We start from the raw sequence: 22234 nt of genomic DNA, 5'->3' as shown, positions 1-22234 counted from the left end.
GTTGGCGACCAGGTGTAGTTGAGTCATGAAAGGAGTTGGGGTCGTCTGTGACGCAAGTTAGGGGCGTGCAGCGCCACCTTCGGCCCCATACACCTGGCCGTTCGCATAACTGGCGTCGCTTGCCGCAAGTTGGACGAAGATTGAACCCAGCTCAGCAGGCTGACCTGCGCGTCCTAGCGGCTTGTCCCCCCCGAAGTTCGGAATCTTCTCGGATGCAGTCCCGCCACTGATCTGCAACGGAGTCCAGATAGGACCTGGAGCAACTCCGTTTACCCGAATCCCCTTAGGGCCAAGCTGCTTAGCCATCGAGCGAACGTAGCTAACCTGCGCACTCTTCGTCATCGCATAGTCGACCAGGTAGGGGGACGGATCGTAGCCCTGCTCAGACGTAGTAACGATGATGACGCTTCCAGGCGGAAGAGACACACGCAGTGCCTCTTGGGTCATCCATACCATTGCATTGATGTTGGTAAGGAAGGTGTTCTCGAGGTGTTCGTCGGTAATCTTTAGAATGTCCGGCTCCTGCTGCTGATACGCCGCGTTCAGCACCAAGGTGTCGATCGAGCCCAACGCCGATGCCGCCTTGCGCACAAGATCCAGGCAAAAGTCTTTGCTGCGAATATCACCAGGTAAAGCGTATGCCTGACGGCCGGTTGCGCGTATCAGCGCAATAACTTCACGCGCATCTTCCTCTTCTTCAGGCAAATAGTTGATGGCCACATCGGCACCCTCGCGGGCGTATGCAATGGCAGCGGCCCGACCGATTCCTGAGTCTCCTCCCGTAATCAGTGCCTTGCGGCCTTCAAGGCGCCGATTGCCTCGATAGGTTTTCTCACCGTGGTCCGGCAGCGGACGCATCTTCGACGCAAGCCCCGGCCAAGGCTGTTCTTGGCGCGGGTAGGGTGGCCGAGGATATGCCTGCCGAGGGTCGATCAGGCCGGCTCGCGGGCGGCCCTGACCCTGCGCCTCCGAGAGTACCGCAGCGGGCACAGCACCGAATGCCGAGGAAGCAGCAATTCCGCTGGCGATGGCCACACTGCTTCCCGCAATAAACTGTCTGCGGCCGATGACCGGCGTGGCTTCATCGTCGTGCTCAGGCAAATCACTATTCGAATTTGACATGTTCATCCCAGTTGATTGGTCACTCTGGCCCAAGCAAATTTGAGTACAGCGACCGTGGAGGAGACGCAACTTTACTGCGGCGAACATGCGCAAGTAGCAATTTTATTGCTGAAGTTCTTTCAATTCAGAAATGATCGAAAGCGTCGACGGCGCAGCTTCTTGCCATGCCATCCTCGGCGATAATGGGGAAGCATCTGCACTGCGTTCGATCCATAAATCATGCTTTGTGCGGCGGATCATTGGCACGTTTAGTAATCGATACCCGGGTGAAGTGTCTTGAAAGGTGATCTAGAGAGAATAAGCATTTCAGATCTAGCTGCGTTCATCGAGATCGCTCGGCATGGATCAATGCGCGCCGCCGCCCTCGAACTTGGCTTATCTGCCTCAGCTCTAAGTCACGCCTTAAAGCGGCTGGAAGATCGACTGGGTGTGCGTCTCGTTAATCGTACGACCCGTGCGCTTTCGATCACCGTTGAAGGACGCGAACTGGAACGCTATGCAGCCACTGGCCTAGATACAATTGGAGAGGGTCTAGCCGCGATTCGGGCTCGGAAGCAGTCAGAGATCCAGATGCTCAAGATCTCGCTATCACACGATGCGGCGCGCCTCCTACTCTGGCCAGTGCTGTGGAGCTTTCAGCAACGCTGGCCTAACGTCCATCTTGATCTAGTGATAGAAGAACGCCTGGTGGACTTAGTAGCGGAAGGCTTTGACGGCGGCATTCGATACGGTGACCGAGTGCCAGAGGGGATGGTTGGTCTGGAGCTTACACATCCGCTTAAGTGGGTGGTCGTGGCAGCGCCCAGCGATCTGCAACATGCTGGGAGACCTGAGAATCCAAGCGATCTGCGGCGGCATGTTTGTATTGAGAACAGAATCGGCGACGGCTCAATCTATCGCTGGGAACTTGGCGACGGTGATCGTATGGTCAAGGTAATTCCCAGCGGAATGCTGAGGGTGAGCAGCACCGACTCTCTGCTCGCTGCAACGTTGCAGGGATTGGGGTTGGCATACTGTCTGGAACTCAGAGTGCAGGACGAAATCTCGTCCGGCGCACTTGAAGTTGTGATGCCAGACTGGGCATCAATGGGCGCACCATTCATGCTGTACTACCCCACTCGTCGCCAATCCCTGCCCGGCCTCAAGGGGCTAGCGGAGGTAATTCGGACACAGATGATCGATGCATGCTAAAACATGCTCCAAACTATGGAGTTGGGATCGACATGAATGGTCTGCCAACGTACTCCATCACCAGTTCGATACCGGAGTGCTCTCCAGACTCTCCCTCTGGATCACATATGTAGGTTGCTGTGAGGCAATGAGAGCGCTTCTTGCCACCGGCATCAGACAGAGCCAGTCCGGAGGACTCCGAGAATGGATGCCCTGGACTCGCTAGTTCCATAAGCACCTCGTCCATATGAGTGGGTATCGGAATGCAGTCCCTTCATATGGAAGCGTTCAATTGCCAACCACTGTTGAGGCGCTGAAGTTGCGGTCCTCCGCTGTGGTTGGCTTTAACATTCCTAAACGCGGATGAGACCAAAAACCCTACCTTCAATACTGCCACATCAGCACGAGTTCGAAGCCGAATTTACTGAAGAATGATTGGCACTGCCACGACGAGGCGTTGAGCGGGCTCGGACAGATCTCACCTCTTGGACCATCAGACTGAATCCGCACAAACTTCAAAAGAAGAACTTAATTGGACGCTGCGATTGGCCAATTCCATCTGATTTGAACCTACACTCTGTTCGAGAGCATTCAGAGGGAGTTGCAATGCAGTTCATCGTCGACGGGCCAGACATCCCAGAAGCACTTCTACAGGCACACGAAGAAGGACGAGTAGTCTTCTTCTGCGGCGCCGGAGTCTCCTACCCGTCAGGACTACCTGGTTTCAAAGGACTGGTTGAGCAAATCTATGCGTCGAATGGGACATCATTCACGGACATCGAGCGTGCCGCCTTCGATCATTCAAAGTTCGACGCGACTCTCGATCTACTTGAAAGGCGACTGCCTGGGCAGCGATTGGCGGTTCGGCGCGCCCTAGCGAAATCGTTGAGACCCAAGCTTCGTCGGAAGGGAGCAATTGACACCCAAGCAGCGCTTCTTCGGTTAGCACGAAGCCGGGATGGCGCGTTGCGGTTGGTGACTACCAACTTCGATCGAACCTTCCACGCGGCGGCGAAGCGCATGGGCCAACCATTTCCGGCCTATCCCGCTCCAATGCTGCCGATCCCTAAGAGCAGCCGCTGGGATGGGCTTGTCTTTCTGCATGGCCTGCTTCCGGAGAGTGAGGATGATGCAGCACTCCATCGACTAGTGGCCACCAGTGGTGACTTCGGCTTGGCTTACTTGACCGAACGCTGGGCCGCGCGGTTCGTCAGCGAACTTTTTCGCAACTATGTCGTTTGCTTCATTGGATACAGCATTGACGATCCGGTCCTCCGGTACATGATGGACGCATTAGCAGCAGATCGAATGCTCGGTGAGGTTACCCCGCAGGCGTGGGCGTTCGGAGATTGCGAAGCCGGGAAAGAGCATCTGAAGACTATTGAATGGGAAGCTAAGGGCGTTAGACCTATCCTCTACAGGGTTCAGCCTGCTACCCATGACCACTCTGCGTTGCACGACACAATCAGGACTTGGGCAGATGTCTATCGCGATGGAGTTCAAGGTAAAGAGGCCATTGTTGCGAAGCACGCCATGGCCCAACCTCAGGACAGCACGCTCCAGGACGATTTTGTTGGACGAATGCTGTGGGCTCTTTCAGACAAGTCAGGCCTCCCCGCGAAGCGCTTCGCGGAGTTCAATCCAGTTCCCCCGCTTGAGTGGCTCCTCGAGGCATTTTCCCATGAGCGATTCTTGCAGAGGGATCTAGCCCGCTTTGGCTTCTCCTCGGTTAAGGAGGAGGATGCAGAACTCAGATTCAGCTTGGTTCGTAGGCCTGCGCCTTATGATCACGCTCCTCCTATGACACTGGCGTATTCTGGAAGTATGGCCAGCCGATGGGATGGATTGATGTTCCAGCTCGCACGCTGGCTTGTGCGTCATCTGGACGATCCACGATTGATCATATGGATTGCAGAGCGTGGCGGGCAGATGGATAGTCGCTGGATCTCTCTAGTCGACTCCGAACTTGAGCGTCTGGCCACACTGGAACGGGATGGCAAAGTCTCGGAGCTGGATCTTATTCGCCTGGACGCCCCAAAGGGTGTGCCCGATCCAAAGATGCGAACTCTTTGGAGAATCGTGCTCGGTGGCCGACTCAAGACCCCACTGTCAGGGGGGCTGCTATATCGTTGGATCAAGCGTCTTAGACGTGAGGGACTGAACACGTCTCTTCGGATGGAACTTCGTAGCCTTCTCAGCCCAAAGATCACACTAAGGCGTCCATTTGTTTGGGACGGCGAAGTGGCCGATGGTGCAGACGAGACAGTGCGAATTAAGCAGTTGGTTGACTGGGACCTTGTGCTTGCGGAGGACAATGTACATGCGGTCCTCCAGGATCAGTCTAAGGGTGAGTGGGAGAAGGCACTCCCGCTCCTGCATTCGGACCTACAGCAACTGCTCTGTGACGCGCTGGGCCTTCTTCGAGATCTAGGAGAGGCAGATGACCTTGTCGATAGATCCTACTGGGACCTTCCATCAATCACGCCCCATTGGCAGAACCGGTCCTTCCGAGACTGGGTTAGCCTGATTGAACTGCTACGCGACGCTTGGTTAGCAGTTCGAGCTACGGATGAGTCGAGATCCACGCTCATGGCTCAGGCATGGTTCGAGATCCCGTATCCCACATTCAAGCGGCTGGCATTGTTTGCGGCCAGCCAGGACAATTGCATCGAGCAGGAGCAGTGGGTCGATTGGCTGCTACTGGATGAGGGGCGGTGGCTGTGGTCGCAGTGCACCGCACGCGAAGTGCTGAGGCTTCTTGTTCTCCAGGGGTGAATTCTAGACAACGCGTCTCAAGCACGCTTGGAGAATGTCATCTTGGCAGGACCTCCCCGCGAGATGTATCGCGATGATCTGGAGTCCGAACGCTGGGATCGCCTGGTTGCTCGCGCAGTATGGATTCGTCTAGCGAAGTTGGAGTCCTCGGGCCTACATCTTGGTGTGTCTGCAGCAAGGCGCCTAGCGGAGATATCCATCGCGCATCCTGAGTTGAGATTGGACCCTAACGAGAAGGACGAATTCTCACACTGGATGAGCGGCACCGGAGATCCGGATTTCGAGGACGGCAGAGAGGTCGATGTCGCCCCTCGCACTCGCAAGGAGCTAGTTGAATGGCTTGAATCGCCGAGGCCTGCCCATAGACCGTTCTATGAGGACACTTGGCGGGATGTCTGCCGTACTCGCTTCTTCCATAGCCTTGCCGCGCTCTGCGACCTCGCTCACCAAGACGTCTGGCCCGCAGTTCGGTGGCGCGAGGCGCTTCAGGTTTGGTCGGACGATTCAATGGCAGCCCGCTCCTGGCAGTACGCATCGCCTTTGGTACTGCTAATGCCTGATGAAGTTCTGTCCGAGATCGCACCTGCAGTAGCGTGGTGGATGGAGGCCACTTCAAGAAGCGGCGCGAATCGCGAGAACCTCCTATTGACTCTCGCCGGTCGAGTGCTTGCGCTTCCGATCCCCTTGAGTAGTGGCATGACAAGGAACGGCGAGCCAATCGATAACCCTGTCTCGGAGGCGATTAATCACCCCATTGGGCATGCCACGCGCGCCTTGCTCAATCTATGGTTCAAGAGGGCGCCCAACGATGGAGACCTACTTCCCCCTGAACTTAAGGCGGCATTTTCCGCCATATGCGATGTTGAAGTAGATCGATTCCGCCATGGCAGGGTGTTGCTCGCATCTAGACTCATCGCCCTGTATCGCGTAGACCGGGCGTGGACCGAAGCGACGCTACTACCGCTCTTCGATTGGTCCAACCCTGTCGAAGCGAAAGCAGCCTGGGAAGGATTTCTTTGGTCACCGCGACTGTACCAGCCATTGATGGTGGCATTGAAGTCGCAGTTCCTATTGACGGCCGGTCACTACGCCGACCTTGGTGAACACCGAGGACAGTTCTCTGCTTTCCTAACGCACTCAGCCCTAGGGCAATTGGAAGGCTACTCTCGGGACGACTTTAGATCTGCATTGGGCAAGCTTCCACAGGATGGACTGGAGAAGTCCGCACAATCGCTCTCCCAAGCACTGGAGGCCGCAGGCGATCAACGCGAAGACTTCTGGAGAAATCGAGTCCAACCCTTCTGGCAGGAGATTTGGCCAAAATCGCGCAATCTAGCTACACCCAGCATTGCTGCCTCCTTAGCTCGACTCGCCATCGCGGCCCGGGTTGAGTTCCCTTCCGCATTGAAGGCGGTACGTGACTGGCTTCAGCCGGTAGCGAATTCGGACTACATCGTCCATCTTCTACTAGAATCTGGCCTTTGTAGCCAGTCGCCAACTGAGGCTTTAGATTTGCTGGGTGCCGTTGTTGGATCCCAACAATGGGCGCCTCTAGGACTGAATGAATGCCTAGCTCAAGTAAGGGCCGCCGCTCCCGACCTAGAGCGAAACAACCAGTTTCATCGACTTGAGGAGCTGGTGCGAACGCGCTCCTAAGAGTTCTGGCGGGGCATCATTCGAAGCTTGCGAGATGCCCTATTACGAACTCGCTTTTCTCCTTCTCCCGCTCTCGATTCCAACCACCCTTGAGCCCGCCTCGCGCTGCTTCTTGATCTGTGACTTCAGCTCAGAAATCTCCTTCTTCAAGGCGGCGATCTTTGCATCTCGCTGCACCACCTCGATCGAGTACATGTTCTTGAACTGCGCAGAAATACCGTCGTACCTCTCTTTCCATCCCAGCCTTTGTGAGTAGGACTTTCGTCTGGCGGCCTTCACGCTCGTAGGAACGTCCACTCGAAGTTTCGTGAGCCAGGCCTGCACCTCGAGCTTTGTGGTGCCGGCATGCTTCTCTCCGTGCAGCGATACCGCTGTTACCTTTGCCCGCCGACACAGCTCTGCAACATTCAGCCGACCAGAGTTCCGTGGATACACTCCGTCGTTCTCCGATATCTCCCTGTCAATCTCGGCCATAGTTGATCGAAGGCGTGCAACGAACGCCTCCGTCCGCTCCTTTCCAAGCTCGGCAAGACTCTTCTTTTGTCTCATTTCAGAAGTACCACATTGGGTACGAGGCGCGTCAGCAAACTGCTCTTCGAGAAGTATTCGTCCACCTTCTTCCACCTGCCGAGCACGGACTTGATCTGCCCCCGGAACTGAGCAATGAGCATAACGTCATCATCCACGAAAGCGTGCTCTAGCAACTCAAGATTGTACTGAACTGTCTCGATGGCCTGAACAACGCTTCTGGACGCCTTATCCTCGTCGTCAGGGAGAATCAACTGATTCTCACATGCAGGATGACAGTAGTGTGGATTAGCCTGACCATGCCCCTTGTTGCAAAGGCCTCCATCGGTGAAGTTCGTACACACTATTCCTGGTGCGACAACTGCCCAAGAAGAGCCCTCAGCAGTCATCGCGCGGGCGAACTCCCTGATGTTCTGCGGATCAAGGGCGGACTTACCCAGCCGGCGCGCGAACAGCGCCACACGCCCCCGTAGCTTCTCTGCGCCGGCCCCCTGAACCTCATCAGCCTTATTGATCGCCTCCACTCCCTTTAGAATAAGCATCTCACGTACAACTTGCTGTACTTCGGAAAGAATTCCTGGATCCGAAAGTATGTAGCGCATGATTGTCATTTGTTCATCCCTGTGCCCAAAGACATCCATCAAAATCTTTGGCGCATGGACAAGCGCTAGAGCAACAATTCGAGCGAGGGTCTTTCGGAATCGATGCGGGTTCATACCACCATCGGTGAGCCAGCGCTCCAGGCCAAGTATCTCCACGAAGCTATTGAACACATGCGCAAGGCTCGGCACCTTATCTGGATATCTTGGGGAAACCCACAGGCCGTTCCCCTTTAGGCCGTGGTGCCGTCGAAAAATGTTCGCTAGGCGCTCTTGCTGCAGAATCGCTTGAATGGCAATTGACGGCGCTGGCGCTTCACTCTGCCTCCCTCCGGGATTCTCAAACTTCCAGGTTCTGAACTCGTAAACACTGGAACCACCTCGCTTGCCAAGCGAGCCGATCTGCATCGTTAGCAGTTCACCATGTCGGGGACCGCCAGAAAGAGCCACCGGAAAAGCGTGTGCACCCTGTAGAACCACTATCAGGCGCAAGGCCTGGGGTAACGTCCGAGGCGGCCATGCGACGGTTTTTCCACTTCGCCCGGATTTCATCGAAAATTGAAGCGGGGCATCCCTAAGCGGCTCCCCGTCAGGCCCCCGCCATTCCCATGACCGGATCACAGCATTGCTTACGCGAGCAGCTCGGCGACTGGGAGATGGCGAGGGACCGTCTTTCAGATCACGAGTAGTTTCAGTAGCGGCGAGTGCGGCCTCTACGGCATCCAACAAAGTAGGACCAACGACTTCGATCATCACCAGTGCCATCGAGCCTGCTTCAGAGACGAACTCATCTGAGTATGGCTGATGAGGTTTCGCTATGCTGACCGGGATTGTATGCTCAGGTTCACCCGTTCGATCTCGCGCAGCCTTCATTCCATGAACCGTTGGACGCATGGGCGCGGGGCCATCGGGAAGACACCCCAGTCGGTGGTAGTACTCAACCACCCCAAGGCAGTCAGAGTACTTCTGCGTCAGGCCAGCGCGTTCGACCAGGCTCCAGAGTCTCTTGGAGCTTGGACGTACATTTGTACGCTGGATCGCCCTCTTAAGATTGGCAATGAGCGTCCGGATCGTTGTGTATCTATACACCTTCCCGGTTTTGCCTGGAATTATCGCCATCGTGATCGCCAGCCTCATAAGCTCTCGAACTACGAAGGGTGAGTGCTTCCCCTTGCACGTCTTGCCCCTTCCAGAATAGAGCCTTAGATCGAGATCAGAGGTCCGTAGGCCAGACTGATGTTCGTCGTCAATACGAAGAACGCCCCAGTTGTCCCCCATTCCAACAAGCTTCTGAAGCTGCTTCAGCTTTGCCTCCGGCGCCAACCTCAGCTCATTCGGACTAATCGACAGTAGCGACACCTCCACGTCAGGAGCTAGGAGTTCATGGTTGCCTGCTACTAGAGACCGGTTGACCATTTTCATCAGTGCTGCCCTGCGAAGTAGATTGGCATGTGCTCACCGGAGGCTATCCTTGCCGCCCACTTATCAATGGCGAACTTCACTGCATCTGCTGGCCATTGAAGAACGGTTAGGCGAAGCCGCGCCAGGTCACTTGCATCTGATCCAGCATCGAACCGAACCATTCCTACGGAGGTCCGAACTGCCTCTAGCTCTGCCACACGCCGGCAGATGAAGTCCAGGCTGTCCGTGAACACAAAACAGTTGGGGCAGCCGCTGGAAGCACACCTATGCTGCTGGACGCATAGAGTGCATCCATCTCTCGGATTGCCTGGATCAATGACTGCTGGCGGGCTGTAAGGATCTGCACATCCGCTTCCGTCGTAGGTCTTATGACGGCGTGCTTGATTCAGCTTTTCGATCTCGGCTTCACTGACGTCCAACTTTGCGAGCTTCGCCCTCGTCAAGGCTACGTCGAACACACGATTGACCCGAAGCTGGGAGAACAAGTCATCAATCACTTCGGACACAAGCGAGAAGGATTCCTCAAAAGAAGATCTTCGGTAGCCATAGTGCCTAGTGGTCATGAGGTTCTTGTGACCAAGTAGTACCATCATTACCCAGTTCGAGTATTGAGAATCCTTGAAGATCGCAGCCGCGGCGACATCTCTGAACTGTCCAATTGACATGGTCTCGGAAGCTGTACGGGTGCCGTCATCGAGTTGCTCTATCAGAGAGGCGAGCCAGTTGTTTGCAGTTCGAGTTGTGCGGGGATTTACTACATACACCCCTTGTCGCCGTCCGCGCACTGTTACGCCCACCCATGGACTACGAGCGACAACGTCTGGGAGAGGGCACAGGCGCGGGTTTCTTTCGATATGGCCTCGAAGCCCTTCTGTCCGCTTCAGAAGAAGCTCAACTAACGAATGACAGCCCGTCGCATCGCCTACCCGTGACACAGTCCATTGCGCGGTCCCTTTGGCCCGGTCCTTAGGCGCATAGATCCATGCATGCTGCTCATCATAGACTGCCGTCCAGTCGCTCAAGTTCATGGATGCTGCGGTTGCGGGGTTCCAGGCGCTCCGCGCTACAAAGAGCAGGAAGAAAATTGAGACATCTGCGCTAGTAGGATAGGTTCCGGCAACCAGATCGTGCCAGCCGACCTCGCTTCCTGATCGTTCGTGGTCATCGGGGTAGTGCGCCCACCAGCTTGGGAGTCTTTTGATGCGCTTGCCGAAGATCGCCAACAACTGAGATCGCCGAGGCACTGGATTTCCCGTCAGCCTTATGAGCGCGCGATAGGTCGCGTGCGCATCCGCTTCCGTACATACGAAGTCGGGGGCATTCATGAACTCAGGATTCTCTCTGTACAACTCGATCAGATCGCGTCCTTGAGGAATGAGTCTGTCCGTTCTCCTCCACCGCTGTAGAACCTTCAGTGCCTCCGCTCGTAGCAGCCTAATGACGGCCAATCCGTGCTCTTCGGATGGGGTCTCGCGGCGATTCGAGGCTATCCTGAAAACTGGAAGTACTAGCTCTGGAAGTTCATGGTAGCTAATCGCGGTCTTTATAATCGCGCGGACGACGGCAGCTCTGCTGTCCATAGTGGCATCCCATGCACCCTCCGGACCCGGGCTTGTGTAGAGGGCAACGTGCCGGGATGTCAGATCGCGAAGTCTAACCACCCGTTTGAATGGAATTCCATTTGAGGCCATGTATCCCTCAAGTGCATCGAGGAATCTCCAGAAGGACACCAGTGCCCCCCTTCTTGCAGCTGCACCGTCTGATGCGATGCCTTCAATACTCGCGCTCAGCGTAGGCCATAGATCGCGCAGCAGCTCCGGCCTACCAGTGAATCCCCCCTTCCAGGAATGCCTGACTGCGGCAATGGGCGGGGCATCACTTGCACCAGTCGCCAGAATCGAGAAGTCATAGATCTTCCCCGTGCTAATGAGGTCCGGATGTGTACAGGGCACCACCCATTTCCCAGGCATTCCCCCTGTATCTTCACGCGCTCTCACGTCAATGCCTCGTCGATGATCGCATTCCAACGAATTGCTGGATGCCCTCGATCACGACCAATTTTGGCTACCGCAGCGCGCAAGTATTGCATCGTCGTGCGCTCATCAACGTGCCCCATAAGCGGACTGAGAAGCATCTTTACCTGTCCGGCCATGAGCCCATGCAACCAACCGAAGTCAGCACCACTCAGCTCTGAGTTGCCTGCGAGGGCCAACTGCGCCCGCGTCAGGGCGCAGATCTTCTCCACCGCAAAATGGTGCCTTCCTGTATGAGGGTGCCATCCTTTGGGACAATGCCGATCGGAAGTCCAAATCCGGCGAAGCATCTCATTGCTCACAGGTCGGTTCACACCTTCTCCAAGCCACAGACGATCTGTCCGCTTGGTGTGTTTCCTATCACCAATGTGATATCTCGTCAGCTGGGTCGGTCGAATCACCGAAATGTAGTGCCAGATCCTTTCGGCAAGATCTAGTGGCACAAATACCGTACGCCATCTTGTGCCAAGGTCTGACCCAGGACTGACCTTGCCTCCCTTAGTGCCATACTTGAGCACTAGCGGAACCTCACCAGCCAATATCCAGTCGGGTTGCCAGTTGGTTCTCTCGCTCGTTCTTTTTGCTGGAAAACAGGTGACCCGTAGTTGATTGGCTTCCGAGATCCTGAGGCCAGAACGGATGATCAGCTCGAAGATCAGAATTTTTACGGGCGCACGCACCGAAATCGACTTCAACCACATCTCAACCTCCCTGTCAGGAGGGAGGATGATCGGAGCTTCCGGCGCAGTTAGAGACCCGATCCGCACAGTCTTTGAGCGCAGTGTTCCGCTTTGCGAGCTTGTGGGCGATATGTAGGTGTATGCAACTTTTCTTACAGGTATCTGCATGGGCAGGCGATAGCCGCGCTCGCTGGCCCAGGTCAGAAATAGACACGCCTCATTGACGTAGAGGTTAACTGTAGCGGGATCCAACTGCCTCCCACTCGGGGAGCCGTCTCCACTCAGGAGTGCCGGCTGATACTGATGAAGGATATTCTCGTTGTAGGAAATTTCTCGCCAATCAGTGGCTTGGTCTATGCACCATTCGAGAAAAATAGAAAGCCTTGCGGCCATGTTTCTTCGCGAGCGCAAGGTTGGGATGGGCCCGTAAAAGAGCTCACTCTCAGCTTTTGCTTTTGATCGGTCGCGAGGAAGTTGCCATTCCCCGTTGCTGCGCTCATCGAGGTAGCGGTTGGCTTCAATTGGGTATGAGCCATCGTCACCGATCAGAATCGGTACATGCTGCAACTTAGGCGCGTGTGCAAAGGCTCCCTCAGGGGGCATAACCACTTGCATCGGATTGACTCCGAGCTGACCTGCAGCGGACGGTACGCCCGCTGTTCGCCAAGGTCAATAGGCCACTTAAGCCTTTGAAGGGGTTGAACTTACGTACTTCTCGCGGCGGATCTGCGGGTTGCCCAGGCCGGCAGCCTTCAGCAGCTCGGCGCAGGCATCGACCATGTCCGGGTTGCCGCACAGGTAGGCGATGTCGGTGGCGGGGTCCGGGGTGAATCCGGCCAGCGCCTGCTGCACGTAACCGTGCTGCACGTCCGGGTGTGGTTCGGCCGGCAGTTCGCGCGACAGGCACGGAACATAGCGGAAGTTCGGGTGCTTTTCGGCGAAGCTGTAGAAGTCTTCGCTGTACAGCAGCTCACCCGGGCTGCGCGCGCCCTGCAGCAGCACGATCTGCACGCCGCGTTCGGCCATGGCCTTTTCCAGCAGCGGCAGCATCGAGCGGTACGGGGTAACGCCGGTACCGGTGGCGATCAGCAGGTAACGGGCGTTGTGATCGCCGGGGTTCAGGCAGAACCGGCCGTAGGGGCCGGACGCACTGATCTGGCCGCCCTGCTCCAGCGCCTCGAACAGCGCCGTAGCGGCGCCACCGGGCACGAAACTGACCGCGATATCCACCGCTTCGCCCGGGCCCAACGCGTGGTCGTGGATGGTCGCCAGCGAGTAGCTGCGCTTGGTTTCGGTGCCGTCGGCGTAGCTGAAATGGACCTGGATGAACTGGCCGGGCTGGAAATCCAGCGGCTGCCCATCGTCACGCACGAACTGGTAGTGGCCGACGGTCGGGGCCAGCATGCGGCAGCCGACCAGCTTGAGGGGGAATTGAACAGGCACGACTTTTCGGGACAGTGTGTAGCCGGGGCAAGCCCTCGGGGTCTTCTATAATAGCCCCTCCCCGCCCCTCTCCAGCGCCAGCCCATGGGCGCGAAGGCTTCGAGCTTGGCATCCCAGAACGATACGGCGCCCGCCCTGCGCGTGCGCGACCTGCGCAAGACCTACGACAACGGCACCCAGGCCCTGAAGGGGGTTTCCCTGGAAGTGGCCCCGGGCGACTTCTTCGCCCTGCTCGGCCCCAACGGTGCCGGCAAGTCGACCCTGATCGGCATCATCAGCTCCCTGGTCAACCTCAGCGAGGGCAAGGTGGAGGTGTTCGGCAGCGACCTGGTTCGCAACCGCAGCGCCACCATGCGCCTGATCGGGCTGGTGCCGCAGGAGATCAACTTCAACCTGTTCGAGAAGCCCTTCGACATCCTGGTGAACTACGCCGGCTTCTACGGCGTGCCGCGCGAGGAAGCCGAGCAGCGCGCCGAAGAGGAACTGAAGCGGGCCCACCTGTGGGAAAAGGCGCAGGTGATGAGCCGTACGCTGTCCGGCGGCATGAAGCGCCGGCTGATGATCGCCCGCGCGATGATGACCCGCCCGCGCCTTCTGATCCTGGATGAGCCGACCGCCGGCGTGGACATCGAGATCCGCCGCGACATGTGGCGCGTGCTGAAGGAGATCAATGCTGCCGGCACCACGATCATCCTCACCACGCACTATCTGGAAGAAGCCGAGTACCTGTGCCGCCACCTGGCGATCATCAACCACGGCCAGATCGTCGAGCAGGGGCCGATGCGCACCCTGCTGGCCAAGCTGGACGTGGAAGGCTTCCTGCTGGACATCGACGGTGACCTGCCGGCGCAGCTGCCGGTGATCGAAGGCGCGACGCTGACCGCGCCGGACCCGCATACGCTGGACATCGACATGCCGCGCGCGATGGACCTCAACCGCGTTTTCGCCACGCTCAACGAGTCCGGCATCCGCGTGCGTTCGATGCGTACCAAGAGCAACCGCCTGGAGGAGCTGTTCGTGCGCCTCACCGGCAACCTGGAGAAGCCTGCATGAGCACCACCGAGCTGACCGACGGCCAGCGCAACCGCATCGCACTGATGACCATCGTGCGCCGCGAAGTCGCCCGCATCATGCGCATCTGGGGCCAGACCCTGGTGCCGCCGGCGATCACCATGACCCTGTACTTCCTGATCTTCGGCAACCTGATCGGGTCGCGCGTGGGTGACATGGGCGGCTACACCTACATGCAGTTCATCGTGCCGGGCCTGGTGATGATGAGCGTGATCCAGAACAGCTACGGCAACATCAGTTCCTCGTTCTTCGGTGCCAAGTTCGGCCGTCACGTGGAAGAGCTGCTGGTCAGCCCGATGCCGAACTGGGTGATCCTGTGGGGCTACGTGGCCGGTGCGGTGCTGCGCGGCCTGATGGTGGGTGTGATCGTGCTGATCATCGCGATGTTCTTCACCCCGGTGCGCATCCCGCACCCGCTGGTGATGCTGACCACGGTGATCCTGGGTGCGACGATCTTCTCGCTGGCCGGTTTCATCAATGCGGTGTATGCGAAGAAATTCGATGACGTGGCGATCGTGCCAACCTTCATCCTGACCCCGCTGACCTACCTGGGCGGCGTGTTCTATTCGGTGAAGCTGCTGCCGGGCTGGGCGGAAGCGGCCACCCACGCGAACCCGATCTTCTACATGGTCAATGCATTCCGTTATGGCCTGCTGGGCAGCAGTGACGTGCCGCTGCCGGTGGCCTACGGGTTGATGATCGGATTCGTGGTGGCGCTGACGGCGCTGGCGCTGTGGCTGCTGCGTCGTGGCGTGGGCATGCGCAGCTGAGGGGGGCCTGCAGGGCCTGCGGCCCTGCACCCGCCGAATCAACGTCAACGGCAACAGCTGACTCTCCGTGGGATGGCGGGGTGGATCCGATTGCGGGAGACGCCGTAAACCCATCCCTGGGGGCTTGGCCGCGGCATCCATGCCGCGGACACTCCCGCAACCGGACCCACCCCGCCCTCGACAGGTTCCCGCTGCTGTTGGTGGGTGTCGACCTTGGTCGACACGATGGAGCCACGCCCTGCGCGGACAAGGCATTACCTGTAGAGCCGAGCCCATGCTCGGCTCTTTTTTGCCTGCAATCTCCGGCACAATCGCAGGTCTGATTCCCCCAGAAAACGGTGAACGTGCAATGCGCATCCTGATCCTCGGCGCCGGCGGTACCGGCGGTTACTTCGGCGGTCGCCTGGCCCAGGCCGGCGTGGACGTGACTTTCCTCGTGCGCCCCGCACGCGCCGCCCAGCTGGATCGCGACGGCCTGGTCATCCGCAGCCCGCTCGGCGATGCCAGCTTCCCGGTGCAGCACGTCACCGCCGACGCGCTGCCTGCGCTCGCCGCACAGAAGCCGTTCGACCTGGTCATCCTCAGCTGCAAGGCCTATGACCTCGACAGCTCGATCGACGCCATTGCTCCGGCCATGGGCGCGAACACCACCGTACTGCCGATCCTCAACGGCCTGCATCACTACAACGCACTGGACGCGCGCTTCGGCCGCGACGCCGTGCTTGGCGGCCTGTGCTTCATCAGCGCCACCAAGGCGCCCGACGGTGCTGTGCTGCACCTCGGCAAACCGGCCAAGCTCACCTTCGGCGAGCGCGACGGCGGCGCGGTCTCCGAACGCGTGCGTGCCTTCGCTGCGGTCTGTGCGCAGGCCCATCTTGATCACCTGGCCAGCGAACACATCGGCCAGGAGCAATGGATCAAGTACACCTTCCTGACCGCCCTGGCCGCCGCCACCTGCCTGCTGCGTGCGGACATCGGCACCATCGTCGCTACCGATGATGGCGAGGTGATCGTGCGTGGCCTGTACGACGAGTGCCTGGCCGTGGCCGAGGCCGCCGGTGAACCAATTCCCGAGGCCGCGCAGGACACCGCGCGCGGCACCCTGACCCAGACAGGCTCGGCACTGAAGGCGTCGATGCTGCGTGACCTGGAAGCCGGCCAGCAGGTGGAGGCCGAACAGATCGTCGGCGACATGCTGGCGCGCGCGCGCAAGGCCGACCAGGAAGCCCTGCTGCTGCAGGTCGCCTACAGCAGCCTGCAGGCCTACCAGGCACTGCGCGGCGCGTGAGCCAGACGTTGCGGGCCAGCACGCTGCCCTCGCGGATACTGATCCTTGGCATGGGCTGGAGCGGGCGCGTGCTGGCCCAACATCTGCAGGCATTGGGCGCACACGTCGCCGGCACCGTACGCGATCCAACATCGGCGCCACACGATGGTCTGCGTCGCCACCCGCTGCGTGCCGATGCCACGCCATCGCCCGCCCTGCTCGATGAGATCGCGCAGGCCGAGGCCGTGCTGTGCAGCGTGCCGCCCGATGCCGAGGGTGACCCGGCACTGCGTCTGTTGTTGCCCGCACTGCAGGCCAGCCCGGCATTGCGCTGGGTGGGCTACCTGTCATCCACCTCGGTGTATGCCGACCGCGCTGGCGGCTGGGTCGACGAGCGCAGCGTAGCCGATGCCACTGAAGCCGCCGGCGTGCAGCGCCTGCGGGCCGAAGCACAATGGCGAGCGCTTGCTGAAGAACGCGGCATCGCATCGGCGCTGTTCCGCCTGCCCGGCCTGTATGGGCCCGGGCGCAATGCGCTGCTGCAGCTGGCACAGGGACGTGCGCGCCACGTAGTGCGTCCTGGGCTGGTGTTCAATCGGCTGCACGTGGATGACCTGGCAACGGTCGCTGTCGCATCGATGCAGCGGCCGTGCGTGGATGGGCTGTATCTACCGGCCGATGACGAGCCGGCACCGCCGCAGGAGGTACTGGCCTTCGCCGCGCAGCTGGGCGGCTTTGCGATGCCGCCTGCCGTGGCATGGGACGACCCGCTGCTGAGCCCGACGCTGCGGCGCTTCTACGAGAGCAACAAGCGCATCGACAGTCGCGGCACGCGTGAAGCACTGGGGTGGCAGCCGCGCTTCCCCAGCTACCGTGAGGGCCTGCGCGACCTGCTCCGGTAGTGCCGGCCGCTGGCCGGCAATCGCGCGATGTTTGCGGCGTTCATGCTGCTGCCGGCCAGCGGCCGGCACTACCTGATCAACCCGCGTCGGGCAGGCGGAAGAACGTACGCGTCGCGGCAGTTGCATTCGCTGCGGTCAACGCCACGTCCTCGCCACGGTCACGTGCCAGTTCTTCCACGATGTGCGAGAGGAACATCGGTTCGTTGCGGCGATCCTTCGGCATCGGCTTCAGCGTTCGCGGCAGCAGGTACGGCGCGTCGGTCTCGATCATCAGGCGGTTGGCCGGGATGTTCTTCACCAGCTCGCGCAGGTGCGCGCCACGGCGCTCATCGCACAGCCAGCCGGTGATGCCGATGTACCAGTCCTGGTCCAGGTAATCGAACAGCTCGTCACGCTCACCGGTGAAGCAATGCACCACCGCCGGGCCGATGCGACCTTCGAAGTTCTTCATCTGTGCCATGAAATCGGCATGCGCGTCGCGCTGGTGCAGGAACAGCGGCTTGCCATTGTCAGCGGCCAGCTGAAGCTGGCGTTCGAACGCGCGGTGCTGGGCCGGGCGCGGCGAGAAATCACGGAAGTAGTCCAGCCCGCACTCACCGACCGCCACCACTTCCGGGTGGGCATGCAGCGCGCGCATCTCGGCGTCGCATTCCTCGGTGTACTCCACCGCATGGTGCGGGTGCACGCCGGCGGTGGCGTACAGGAAACCCGGGTGCTGCTGCGCCAGCTGCAGGGCAAGTGGCGAGTGCTCACGGCTGGCACCGGTGATGACCATCTGCACCACGCCGGCCTGGCGCGCGCGCTCCAGCACGGCATCGCGGTCGCGGTCGAAGGAGTCGTGGGTCAGGTTGGCGCCGATATCGATCAGGTGCATGGTCATCGCGGGGGAAAAGTGCCCGCGCATTGTACCTGCGCCCGCCGTGGCCCCTTATCCTTTGCACATGAACGCCCCGCTCTTCCCTATCTCCCCGCTGCTGCCACAGATCCAGCAGCACCTGGCCGCACAGCCGCGGCTGGTGCTGGAGGCGCCGCCCGGCGCCGGCAAGACCACCCAGGTGCCGCTGGCGCTGCTCGATGCACCGTGGCTGCAGGGGCGGAAGATCATCCTGCTGGAACCGCGTCGGGTCGCCGCGCGCAGCGCCGCGCTGTTCATGGCGCGGCAGCTGGGCGAAGAGGTGGGCGGTACCGTCGGCTACCGCATCCGCTTCGAGAACAAGGTCTCGGCGCGCACCCGCATCGAGGTGGTCACCGAAGGCATCCTGACCCGCATGCTGCAGGACGACCCGATGCTGGAAGAGGTCGGCGCGATCCTGTTCGACGAATTCCACGAACGCCACCTCAGTGGCGATCTGGGCCTGGCGCTGGCGTTGGACGTGCAGGCACAGCTGCGCGACGACCTGCGCCTGGTGGTGATGTCGGCAACGCTGGATGGTGAGCGCCTGGCACGTTTCCTGGATGCGCCGCGCCTGAGCAGCGAAGGCCGCAGCTACCCGGTGGCGGTCAGCCATTTCCCGGCGCGCCGCGATGAGGCGCTGGAACTGCAGGTGCGCCGCGCGGTGCAGCAGGCCCTGGCTGAGCATCCCGGTGACCTGCTGGTGTTCCTGCCCGGCCAGCGCGAGATCGCGCGGGTGCAGGCCGGGCTGCAGGAATCGCTGGATGCCGTCGTCGAAGTGCTGGCCCTGCACGGTGAACTGCCGGTGGAGCAGCAGGCGCGGGTGCTGCAGGCGGCCAGTGATGGTCGTCGGCGCGTGGTGCTGGCCACCAACGTGGCCGAGTCCTCGGTGACGCTGCCCGGCGTGCGCGTGGTGATCGACAGCGGCCAGGCGCGCGAACCGCGCTACGACCCCAACAGTGGCTTCACCCGGCTGGACGTGGTGGCCATCGCCCAAGCGTCGGCCGACCAGCGCGCGGGACGTGCCGGCCGCGTTGCCGAAGGCGTGGCATGGCGGCTGTGGCCGCAGTCGCAGCGGCTGGAACCGCAGCGCCGTGCCGAGATCGATCAGGTGGAACTGGCCGGGCTGGCGCTGGAACTGGCCGCCTGGGGCAGCAGCGACCTGCGCTTCCTCGATCCGCCGCCGGCGGGCCCGATGGGCGCAGCGCGCGAACTGCTGCAGCGGCTCGGCGCACTGTCCAGCAGCGGCGCGATCACCGCGCTCGGCCGCCGCGTGTTGGCGCTGGGCACGCATCCGCGGATGGCAGCGATGCTGCTGGCCGCGCCCGATGCCCGCGCGCAGGCACTGGCCGCCGATCTGGCCGCCCTGCTGGAGGCGCGCGATCCGTTACGCCAGGGCGGTGATGCACTGGCCGCGCGTTGGCGGGCGCTGGCCGCGTTCCGCAACGGCCGCGCGCCGGGCGACGCCAACCGCAGCGGGCTGGCCGCCATCGATGCGGCGGCCAAACAATGGCGACGTCGCCTGCGCTGCGATGCCGCGCCACCGGCCAGCATCGAGGCGCACGAGCTGGGTGACCTGCTCGCACATGCATTCCCGGACCGCATCGGTGTCCAGCACCCCAGCGATCCGCTGCGCTACCTGTTGGCCAATGGTCGCAGCGCACGCCTGCACGAGCTGAGCGACCTGCGTGGCGAACCGTGGCTGGTAGCCAGTGAACTGCGCTTCGAGGCACGCGATGCGCTGCTGCTGCGTGCCGCACCGGTGGACGAGGGCCAGCTGCGCAAGTCCTGGCCGGAGCGCTTCGTGACCGAAGATGTGGTGCGCTGGGACAGCGAGCGTCGCGCCCTGGTGGCACTGCGCGAGACTCGTTTCGACCGCATCGTGCTCGACAGCCGCTCGGCCGGCCGGGTCGATCCGCAGCACGCCGCGCAGGCGCTGACGGACGCGGTGGCTGAACTCGGCCTGCAGGCGCTGCCGTGGACCGAAGGCCTGCGCCAGTGGCAGGCACGGGTGGAATCGCTGCGGCGCTGGATGCCCGAGCTCGGCCTGCCCGACTGCAGCGACGACGCCCTGCTGGCCACGCGCGCGCAATGGCTGCAGCCCGCGTTCGCCGGCAAGAGCCGCCTGGACGCACTGGACGAGGCCAGTTTCGGCGAAGCGCTGAAGTCGCCCCTGGAGTGGTCGCAGCGGCAACTGGTTGAACGACATGCGCCGACCCGCATTACCGTGCCGTCCGGACTGGAACGCCCGATCACCTACGCGTTGGACAGCGAGAGCGGCGAACCGTTGCCGCCGGTGCTGGCGGTGAAACTGCAGGAACTGTTCGGCCTGGCCGACACGCCGCGCATCGCCGATGGCCGCGTGCCGCTGACCCTGCACCTGCTCTCGCCCGGCGGCCGCCCACTGCAGGTCACCCAGGACCTGCGCAATTTCTGGGAGAACACCTACGCCGAAGTGAAGAAGGAAATGAAGGGTCGTTACCCGCGCCATCCATGGCCGGATGATCCGTGGACGGCCACGGCCACGCACCGGGCCAAGCCGCGCGGGACCTGAAGGCGGGGGTCGGATCCCTTTGCAACGCAAAGGGCCCTGACCCCGGGCGCGGCGTTTGGGGTCAGAGCCCTTTCCCAAAGGAAAGGGATCCGACCCCACCCTGCCTGATCCTGAATGGCTACGGTAGAGTCACACCACGTGCCACCCCGGCTGACATACCGTTTACGGGCAACACGCGACACTGGACTTCGACCCGAGGCAAAGGACCCCCCGCATGAGCAAGCTGACTGTAATCACCGACCGCGCTCTGGAGCGCGCCCTGGAGCTGGCCCATACCGCCGGCGATGGCCTGAAGAGCGCCGGTGGCAGCCTGCGCAATGCGGACTGGATCAAGACCGGTGCCGCCATCGGCGCAGTGAAGACCGGCGGCAAGGCCGCCACCAAGTTCGTGCGCCGCAATCCGGCAGTGGCCGTGGCCGCTGCAGCGGTGGGTGTCGGCCTGCTCGGCTATGCGCTGTACCGCAAGCAGCAGAAGAAGAAGGCCGCCAATGGCCACGTGGTGAATGGGCAGGCGCAGCGCATCAGCGCGCGTGACCGCCGCAACGACACCGTCGTGGACGAGCACAGCGATATCGGCAGTGACGCGTGAGTTTGCCCGGCTCGGATCCCTTCCTCAGGAAGGGCTCTGACCCGATCAGCCGCATGAGGGCCGGATACCGAGAGGTATCCGGCCCTTTCCGTATCAACCGATCTGCCGCCACTGCCCAGGCTGCAGGTCATCCAGCCGGTAAGGCCCCATCGACACCCGCACCAGCCGCAACGTCGGCAGGTTCACCGCCGCGGTCATCCGCCGCACCTGGCGATTGCGCCCCTCGCGGATCGTGATCGCCAGCCAGCTGTCGGGCACGGTCTTGCGGAAACGTACCGGCGGATCACGCGTCCACAGCGACGGCGCCGGATCGAGGCGTTCGATCTTCGCGGGCAGGGTCGGCCCATCATTGAGCACCACGCCTTCGCGCAGCTGCTGCAGCTGCTCGTCGCTGGGCATGCCTTCCACCTGCACCCAGTAGGTCTTGTCAGCCTTGTGCTTCGGGTCGGTCAGCTTGTGCGCCAGCGTGCCGTTGTCGGTCAGCAGCAGCAGGCCCTCGCTGTCATGGTCCAGGCGACCGGCGGCATACACGCGCGGCGGCAGGCCGAACCCGGCCAGGGTCGGCCGCGGCGGCACACTGCGGTCGGTGAACTGGCAGAGCACGTTGAAGGGCTTGTTGAAGGCGATCAGCATTGCGGGCACGACGGGCGGCGGGTGGGATAGTGTCCCACGCCGCGCCACGCGCCACTCGGCTGTAGAGCCGAGCCCATGCTCGGCTCATCGCGCACAGCGCGGCGGTACGCAACAGCAGCCGAGCATGG

The 22234-nt window shown here is 61.0% G+C and carries 17 protein-coding genes; 9 read left to right on the top strand and 8 right to left on the bottom strand.

The features are described 5' to 3' along the window. Nucleotides 1-57 precede the first annotated feature (57 nt). Entirely contained in the window at nt 58-1122 is a 1065-nt protein-coding gene (locus BKE09_RS12040; protein WP_008266446.1) for an SDR family oxidoreductase, read from the bottom strand. A 276-nt stretch (nt 1123-1398) separates the two neighbouring features. Between BKE09_RS12040 and BKE09_RS12035 the strand changes: the two genes are divergently transcribed. The 3 genes from BKE09_RS12035 (at nt 1399) to BKE09_RS23630 (ending at nt 6723) form a co-directional block, all read left to right on the top strand. Next, nucleotides 1399-2313, top strand: coding sequence for a LysR family transcriptional regulator (locus BKE09_RS12035; RefSeq protein WP_075675881.1), 915 nt, complete (start codon nt 1399-1401; stop codon nt 2311-2313). A gap of 585 nt (nt 2314-2898) precedes the next feature. Beyond that, nucleotides 2899-5067 (top strand): SIR2 family protein, encoded by a 2169-nt coding sequence (locus tag BKE09_RS23635; protein WP_202909079.1) that lies wholly within the window; start codon nt 2899-2901, stop codon nt 5065-5067. 507 nt (nt 5068-5574) lie between these two features. Then, a complete protein-coding gene (locus BKE09_RS23630) occupies nt 5575-6723 on the top strand; it encodes a hypothetical protein (RefSeq protein ID WP_148565003.1) in 1149 nt (382 codons plus the stop codon). Between the two features lie 42 nt (nt 6724-6765). Here the strand turns inward: BKE09_RS23630 and BKE09_RS12025 are convergent, their stop codons facing one another. The 5 genes from BKE09_RS12025 to BKE09_RS12005 all read right to left on the bottom strand — a co-directional run bounded on the left by BKE09_RS12025 (nt 6766) and on the right by BKE09_RS12005 (nt 13428). Then, a complete protein-coding gene (locus tag BKE09_RS12025; RefSeq protein ID WP_049459868.1) occupies nt 6766-7272 on the bottom strand; it encodes a hypothetical protein in 507 nt (168 codons plus the stop codon). Beyond that, nucleotides 7269-9272, bottom strand: coding sequence for a hypothetical protein (locus BKE09_RS23290; RefSeq protein ID WP_125899103.1), 2004 nt, complete (start codon nt 9270-9272; stop codon nt 7269-7271). Before BKE09_RS23290 ends, BKE09_RS12025 begins: the two co-directional genes overlap by 4 nt. Beyond that, nucleotides 9272-11269 (bottom strand): hypothetical protein, encoded by a 1998-nt coding sequence (locus tag BKE09_RS23285; RefSeq protein WP_125899102.1) that lies wholly within the window; start codon nt 11267-11269, stop codon nt 9272-9274. Before BKE09_RS23285 ends, BKE09_RS23290 begins: the two co-directional genes overlap by 1 nt. Then, entirely contained in the window at nt 11266-12600 is a 1335-nt protein-coding gene (locus BKE09_RS23280; protein WP_125899101.1) for a site-specific integrase, read from the bottom strand. Before BKE09_RS23280 ends, BKE09_RS23285 begins: the two co-directional genes overlap by 4 nt. A 66-nt stretch (nt 12601-12666) precedes the next feature. Beyond that, nucleotides 12667-13428 (bottom strand): ferredoxin--NADP reductase, encoded by a 762-nt coding sequence (locus BKE09_RS12005; RefSeq protein ID WP_075675880.1) that lies wholly within the window; start codon nt 13426-13428, stop codon nt 12667-12669. Nucleotides 13429-13512: 84 nt separating this feature from the next. Between BKE09_RS12005 and BKE09_RS12000 the strand changes: the two genes are divergently transcribed. The 4 genes from BKE09_RS12000 (at nt 13513) to BKE09_RS11985 (ending at nt 17438) form a co-directional block, all read left to right on the top strand. Beyond that, on the top strand, nt 13513-14481 hold the full coding sequence (locus BKE09_RS12000; protein WP_075675879.1) for an ABC transporter ATP-binding protein: 969 nt from the start codon (nt 13513-13515) through the stop codon (nt 14479-14481). After that, nucleotides 14478-15269, top strand: coding sequence for an ABC transporter permease (locus BKE09_RS11995; protein WP_014038898.1), 792 nt, complete (start codon nt 14478-14480; stop codon nt 15267-15269). Before BKE09_RS12000 ends, BKE09_RS11995 begins: the two co-directional genes overlap by 4 nt. A gap of 349 nt (nt 15270-15618) precedes the next feature. Beyond that, nucleotides 15619-16557: a 2-dehydropantoate 2-reductase gene (gene panE, locus BKE09_RS11990; RefSeq protein WP_075675878.1), complete on the top strand. Its 939-nt coding sequence runs from the start codon at nt 15619-15621 to the stop codon at nt 16555-16557. Further along, complete coding sequence (locus tag BKE09_RS11985) at nt 16554-17438, top strand: NAD-dependent epimerase/dehydratase family protein (RefSeq protein ID WP_075675877.1); 885 nt, start codon at nt 16554-16556, stop codon at nt 17436-17438. Before panE ends, BKE09_RS11985 begins: the two co-directional genes overlap by 4 nt. Before the next feature lie 76 nt (nt 17439-17514). Here BKE09_RS11985 and BKE09_RS11980 read toward each other — a convergent pair whose 3' ends face one another. Continuing rightward, nucleotides 17515-18312: a TatD family hydrolase gene (locus BKE09_RS11980; RefSeq protein ID WP_075676713.1), complete on the bottom strand. Its 798-nt coding sequence runs from the start codon at nt 18310-18312 to the stop codon at nt 17515-17517. Nucleotides 18313-18379: 67 nt separating this feature from the next. Between BKE09_RS11980 and hrpB the strand changes: the two genes are divergently transcribed. Together hrpB and BKE09_RS11970 are read left to right on the top strand one after the other, a co-directional pair. Beyond that, nucleotides 18380-20884 carry an ATP-dependent helicase HrpB gene (gene hrpB / locus BKE09_RS11975; protein ID WP_075675876.1) on the top strand — a complete coding sequence of 835 codons (2505 nt, stop codon included), beginning with the start codon at nt 18380-18382 and terminating at the stop codon, nt 20882-20884. Nucleotides 20885-21098: 214 nt separating this feature from the next. Beyond that, nucleotides 21099-21473, top strand: a complete 375-nt coding sequence (locus tag BKE09_RS11970; protein ID WP_005420251.1) for a hypothetical protein — start codon at nt 21099-21101, stop codon at nt 21471-21473. 93 nt (nt 21474-21566) lie between these two features. On the opposite strand, the gene BKE09_RS11965 is transcribed toward BKE09_RS11970, so the two are convergent. Beyond that, nucleotides 21567-22106: a pseudouridine synthase gene (locus BKE09_RS11965; RefSeq protein ID WP_014038904.1), complete on the bottom strand. Its 540-nt coding sequence runs from the start codon at nt 22104-22106 to the stop codon at nt 21567-21569. Nucleotides 22107-22234 lie beyond the last annotated feature (128 nt).

The organism is Stenotrophomonas sp. TD3, from assembly GCF_001939825.1.
In the GTDB taxonomy this organism is placed as follows: Bacteria; Pseudomonadota; Gammaproteobacteria; order Xanthomonadales; family Xanthomonadaceae; genus Stenotrophomonas.
Note: the sequence above shows the minus strand (reverse complement) of the source record. Positions and strands in the feature narration are given on the sequence as shown.

Coding starts and splice junctions, on each gene's coding strand:
- BKE09_RS12040 (WP_008266446.1), bottom strand. CDS start 1,122: ATGTCAAATTCGAATAGTGATTTGCCTGAGCACGACGATGAAGCCACG.
- BKE09_RS23635 (WP_202909079.1), top strand. CDS start 2,899: ATGCAGTTCATCGTCGACGGGCCAGACATCCCAGAAGCACTTCTACAG.
- BKE09_RS23630 (WP_148565003.1), top strand. CDS start 5,575: ATGGCAGCCCGCTCCTGGCAGTACGCATCGCCTTTGGTACTGCTAATG.
- BKE09_RS12025 (WP_049459868.1), bottom strand. CDS start 7,272: ATGAGACAAAAGAAGAGTCTTGCCGAGCTTGGAAAGGAGCGGACGGAG.
- BKE09_RS23290 (WP_125899103.1), bottom strand. CDS start 9,272: ATGAAAATGGTCAACCGGTCTCTAGTAGCAGGCAACCATGAACTCCTA.
- BKE09_RS23280 (WP_125899101.1), bottom strand. CDS start 12,600: ATGCAAGTGGTTATGCCCCCTGAGGGAGCCTTTGCACACGCGCCTAAG.
- BKE09_RS12000 (WP_075675879.1), top strand. CDS start 13,513: ATGGGCGCGAAGGCTTCGAGCTTGGCATCCCAGAACGATACGGCGCCC.
- BKE09_RS11995 (WP_014038898.1), top strand. CDS start 14,478: ATGAGCACCACCGAGCTGACCGACGGCCAGCGCAACCGCATCGCACTG.
- panE (WP_075675878.1), top strand. CDS start 15,619: ATGCGCATCCTGATCCTCGGCGCCGGCGGTACCGGCGGTTACTTCGGC.
- BKE09_RS11980 (WP_075676713.1), bottom strand. CDS start 18,312: ATGCACCTGATCGATATCGGCGCCAACCTGACCCACGACTCCTTCGAC.
- hrpB (WP_075675876.1), top strand. CDS start 18,380: ATGAACGCCCCGCTCTTCCCTATCTCCCCGCTGCTGCCACAGATCCAG.
- BKE09_RS11970 (WP_005420251.1), top strand. CDS start 21,099: ATGAGCAAGCTGACTGTAATCACCGACCGCGCTCTGGAGCGCGCCCTG.
- BKE09_RS11965 (WP_014038904.1), bottom strand. CDS start 22,106: ATGCTGATCGCCTTCAACAAGCCCTTCAACGTGCTCTGCCAGTTCACC.